Source organism: Streptomyces niphimycinicus, from assembly GCF_018883605.1.
Classification (GTDB): domain Bacteria; phylum Actinomycetota; class Actinomycetes; order Streptomycetales; family Streptomycetaceae; genus Streptomyces; species Streptomyces niphimycinicus.
In genome coordinates this window covers 1-4,203 of sequence record NZ_JAHLEM010000565.1, presented here as the reverse complement: position 1 = coordinate 4,203, position 4,203 = coordinate 1, and the positions used below count along the sequence as shown (strand labels likewise).

Sequence of the window (4,203 nt, the reverse complement as noted above, 5' to 3'; positions counted from 1 at the left end):
CCCGCGCCGTACCAACGCCCCGACGGCCGCCGTCAGCCGCTCGTCCCGCACCAGCGGACCGGCGCCGCCGACCAGGGCGGCGTGCAGCCGCAGCAGGGCGGGGACCAGTACGGGATCGGAGACCACCGGCCGGTCGAACAGCGGCAACGCCGCCCGGCCGGCGGCGCTGTCGGCCGCGGTGCCGGCCATATCGGCGAGGACATTCCGCATCACATCGGGACCCATATGGACGATGCGGTACTTGTAGCCGAGTTCGGCGGCCGCCTCCCCGTCATGCGGATCGTCGGGATTGAAGACCATCACCATCCCCGCCCCGCTGGTGCGCAGCGCGCCCCGGCACCGGAAGCGCTGGGCGCCGATCTCGGTGACGGCGAAGGAGTAGGCGTCATGGCTGTGCGGATGGAAGCGATGGCTGAAGAAGTGGGCGTGCATGGCCTCCACGGCCCGGTCGGGATCGCGCCAGTACCGGGCCCAGTCCGCGGGCCCCCGCTCCCCTTCTCCTGCCACACCCACGCCCCCATTGTGCCGCTGTGCCGCGTACCGTCCCCGCACCAGCGTTCAAGACCGCGGGCCCGAGCGGTGGCGAGACTGCCGTCCATGCGTTTCGACACCAAGATCGCCGTCATCGTCCGCACCGACCTCGCCGACTGGCAGAAGCTGAACGTGACCGCGTTCCTCTCCAGCGGCCTGGCCCACGCCACGGACGAGATCGTCGGCAAGCCGTACGAGGACGCCTCGGGCAATGTCTACCTCCCGATGTTCCGCGAACCGGTCCTCGTCTACGCCGCCGACGCCCCCGCCCTCACCCGCACCCACGCCCGCGCCCTCTCCCGCGACCTGCCGACGGCCCTCTACACCGAGGAGCTCTTCGGCACCGGCAACGAGGACGACAACCGCGCCGCGGTCCGCGCCATCGACGCCGATGCGCTGAACCTGGTCGGCCTCGCCGTCTACGGGCCGCGCGGCCAGGTCGACAAGGTGACCAAGGGCCTGAAGCTGCACGGCTGAGGGTGAGGCACCGCCGAGGCGCCGCCGACGCGCGGCATCGGCTACGGCAAGATGGGGCCATGAGCGTAGTCAAGATCAATGTGCTGACCGTGCCGGAGGAACAGCGCGAGGTGCTGGAGAAGCGCTTCGCGTCACGCGCCGGAGCCGTGGAGGGCTCCGACGGTTTCGAGTGGTTCGAGCTGCTGCGCCCGGTCGAGGGGACCGACCAGTACCTCGTCTATACGCGCTGGCGCAGCGAGGCGGACTTCCAGGCGTGGATGGAGGGCCCCATGAAGGCGGCCCACCAGCACGGCGGCGAGGACGCCCCGAAGCAGAAGCCCGCCGCGTCCGGCTCCACCCTGTGGTCCTTCGAGGTCGTCCAGCAGGCCGCGCCCAAACAAGGCTGAGCCGGGCCCTTACGGAGATCGCCCCGAGGGCGGCGCTGGTGCCGCCCTCGGGGCTCGATCGGGTATCAGCGGCGGGTTTCGATCTTCAGGTCGCCCGCGGTCACATTGCGGATGTGGTCACTGGCGAGCATGTCGTGCGGGAAGCCGAGCCCCGTCGCGCTGACCTCGTCGAGGCGGGCCAGTTGGGCGGCGGTGAAGTCGACCGCCAGGGCGCCCAGGTTGTCCTCCAACTGCGCGGGGGTGCGGGCGCCGATGATCGGTGCCGTCACGCTCGGGTTCCGCAGGGTCCAGGCCAGTCCGACCTGTGCGGGTGTGCGGCCCAGTTCCGTGGCGACCTCCTTCACGACATCGGCGATGGCGAGGTTGCGCTCGGTGAGTGTGCCCAGGGCGAGGTTGAAGCTCTTGCGGGTGCCGTCGTCGGATGCGGCGTGCGTCGCGGTCAGGTCGTCGCGGCTGTACTTGCCGGTGAGCACCCCGCCGGCAAGGGGTGAATACGGGAGCACGCCCAGCCCCATCTCGCGTGCCATGGGGATCAGATCACGCTCCCCGGTACGCTCGATCAGGTTGTATTCGATCTGGAGCGCGACCAGCGGTGACCAGCCGCGCAGGTCGGCGATCGTCTGCATGCGGGAAATCTGCCAGGCCGGGGCGTTGCAGATCGCCACGTACAAGATCTTGCCCTGTCGGACCAGGTCGTCCATTCCGCGCAGGATCTCCTCGACCGGTGTCGTGAAATCCCATACGTGCAGATAGAGCAGATCGATGTAGTCCGTCTTGAGCTGTCGCAGACTCGCTTCCACCGAGGTGAACAGGCTCTTGCGGTGGCTGCCCGCGGAATTCGGGTCGCCGGGGCGGCGCAGCGTCGTGTATTTGGTCGCCAGCACCAGGCTTTCGCGGTTGTCACGGCTGAATTCGCCCAGCATGCGCTCGGAAGTGCCATTGCTATAGGTGTTGGCGGTGTCGATGAAATTGCCGCCGCGCTCGACGTAGCGGTCGAACAGCTTGCGCGCCTCGTCCTGCTCGGCTCCCCAGCCCGACTCGGTGCCGAAGGTCGCCGCGCCCAGCGCCAGCGGTGAGACCCGCAGCCCGGAACGGCCCAGCAGCCGGTAGGTGTCGAGGGTGAGGGACATCGCGTCCTCCTGTGCTTGCTCGTGATCCGTTGTCGAGCACAAGCCTGTGACCGCCGCGGGCCAGGGATAAGGGAAGGAAGTTCCTGGGAAGGCCAGTCCCACCCTGGCTGTTGGAACGCGTATGACGACCCACACCGTGGACACCACACAGGAGCTGGCCGCGTTCCTGCGGGCCCGGCGCGAGCGGCTGGACCCGCGCGATCTCGGTCTGCCGTCGCGTCGGCAGGCCCGGCGGACCCCGGGACTGCGCCGCGAGGAGGTCGCCGAGCTGGCCGGGGTCAGCGTCGACTACGTCGTGCGGCTGGAACAGGGCCGCGGGCTGCGGCCCTCGGCGGACGCGGTGGACGCGCTGGCCCGGGCGCTGCGCCTGCCCCCCGTCGAACGCGCCTACCTCTTCAACCTGGCCCAGCAGCGCCCCCGCAGCGCCGACAAGCCCGCCACCACCGCGCCGCCGCCGCTGGCCCATTTGGTCACCGACTTGTCGCCGCTGCCGGCGATGCTGCTGAACCACCGCTACGACATCCTGGCCTGGAACCGCGAAATGACGAGGCTGCTGGTGGACTTCGACGCCCTGCCTCCGTCGCAGCGCAATGCGATGTGGCTGTGTCTGAGGCATCCGGAGATACGCGAGTTCTACGTCGACCGGGAACGCGTCGTACGAGAGGGAATCGCCCATCTGCGCGCCGCATGGGCCAGACATCCGGAGGATCAGACGCTGACCGACCTCATTTCCGAATTCATGACTCGCGACGAGGAATTCGCGCGATTGTGGGCCGAGCGGGACATCCAGGTCAACGGCCGCGGGCACAAGGTGATGCGGCATCCTGACGTCGGTGTGATCGCGGTGGATTTCGAAGTGCTGATACCGCTGCAAGATCCGGATCAGCGATTGGTGATCTTCCGCCCCGCGGATGAGGAGAGCCAGTCGGCATTGGACCGGTTGTGCGCACGGTGACATCACCTGGCCTTGGCCTTGGCCTTGGCCTTGGCCGCCGACGCTGCGATCGTTGCTACGGGTCGCACACTCACACGGAGGCGTCGATGAATCCGCATGCTGACGAGAGCACGCCGGCGGTCTGGAACCGGTCCCAGTCCAGCGGTTGGATGCTCGCCGTCGGCGCGATCCTGGGGCTGGGACTGATCGTCTTCGCCGTCGTCGACAAGACACACCGGAGCGTGAGCCTGGCCCTGCTGCTCGCGGCGGCCGCGTTCCTCGTCACCGGGGCCATCAAGGTCACCGTCTCCCCCCGCGGCGTCACGGTGGCCTCAGCCCTCGCCCCCTTCCTGCGGCAGCACATCGCGATGGACCGGATCAAGGGTGCCAAGGCCCGCTGGACCCGCCCCCTGGAGATCGGCGGCTGGGGCTACCGATGGAAGCCGGGCGTGCGGGCGGTCTCGCTCCGGAAGGGCGACGCGCTCTGGCTCGAACTCACCCGCGGAACCCGCTTCGTCATCACGATCGACGACGCGCAAACGGCGGCGGACCTGGTCAACCGATACCTTCCCCCACGCCACAAGGACCATTGACCGCTCAACCGGGCGGCGTGACCGCGGCCCACACGCCGAACCACTGCTCGGCGCCGTACTCCTGGAACCGCTCCACCTCGGTGAACCCCAGCTTCGCCGCGAGGCGCATCGAGCGGTCGTTGGCGGTCTGGGTGCAGAGCACCACCGGCTCA

6 protein-coding genes and 1 pseudogene are annotated in these 4,203 nt (G+C 69.1%); 4 read left to right on the top strand and 3 right to left on the bottom strand.

What is annotated here, in order from left to right:
* On the bottom strand, positions 1 to 432 hold a 432-nt coding region (locus KN815_RS36565; protein WP_216346149.1), incomplete at its 3' end, for an AraC family ligand binding domain-containing protein.
* Between the two features lie 165 nt (positions 433 to 597).
* Between KN815_RS36565 and KN815_RS36560 the strand changes: the two genes are divergently transcribed.
* Together KN815_RS36560 and KN815_RS36555 are read left to right on the top strand one after the other, a co-directional pair.
* On the top strand, positions 598 to 1,008 hold the full coding sequence (locus KN815_RS36560; RefSeq protein WP_216346148.1) for a DUF2000 domain-containing protein: 411 nt from the start codon (positions 598 to 600) through the stop codon (positions 1,006 to 1,008).
* 59 nt (positions 1,009 to 1,067) lie between these two features.
* On the top strand, positions 1,068 to 1,394 hold the full coding sequence (locus tag KN815_RS36555; protein WP_216346147.1) for an antibiotic biosynthesis monooxygenase family protein: 327 nt from the start codon (positions 1,068 to 1,070) through the stop codon (positions 1,392 to 1,394).
* Positions 1,395 to 1,459: 65 nt separating this feature from the next.
* Here KN815_RS36555 and KN815_RS36550 read toward each other — a convergent pair whose 3' ends face one another.
* Complete coding sequence (locus KN815_RS36550; RefSeq protein ID WP_216346146.1) at positions 1,460 to 2,524, bottom strand: aldo/keto reductase; 1,065 nt, start codon at positions 2,522 to 2,524, stop codon at positions 1,460 to 1,462.
* A 121-nt stretch (positions 2,525 to 2,645) separates the two neighbouring features.
* Here KN815_RS36550 and KN815_RS36545 point away from each other — a divergent pair, with 121 nt between their 5' ends.
* Together KN815_RS36545 and KN815_RS36540 are read left to right on the top strand one after the other, a co-directional pair.
* Positions 2,646 to 3,479 carry a helix-turn-helix transcriptional regulator gene (locus KN815_RS36545; RefSeq protein ID WP_216346145.1) on the top strand — a complete coding sequence of 278 codons (834 nt, stop codon included), beginning with the start codon at positions 2,646 to 2,648 and terminating at the stop codon, positions 3,477 to 3,479.
* A gap of 86 nt (positions 3,480 to 3,565) precedes the next feature.
* Positions 3,566 to 4,051: a hypothetical protein gene (locus tag KN815_RS36540; RefSeq protein ID WP_216346144.1), complete on the top strand. Its 486-nt coding sequence runs from the start codon at positions 3,566 to 3,568 to the stop codon at positions 4,049 to 4,051.
* A 4-nt stretch (positions 4,052 to 4,055) separates the two neighbouring features.
* Here KN815_RS36540 and KN815_RS51000 read toward each other — a convergent pair.
* Positions 4,056 to 4,203 (bottom strand): annotated as a pseudogene (locus KN815_RS51000) (GNAT family N-acetyltransferase); the annotation flags it as partial.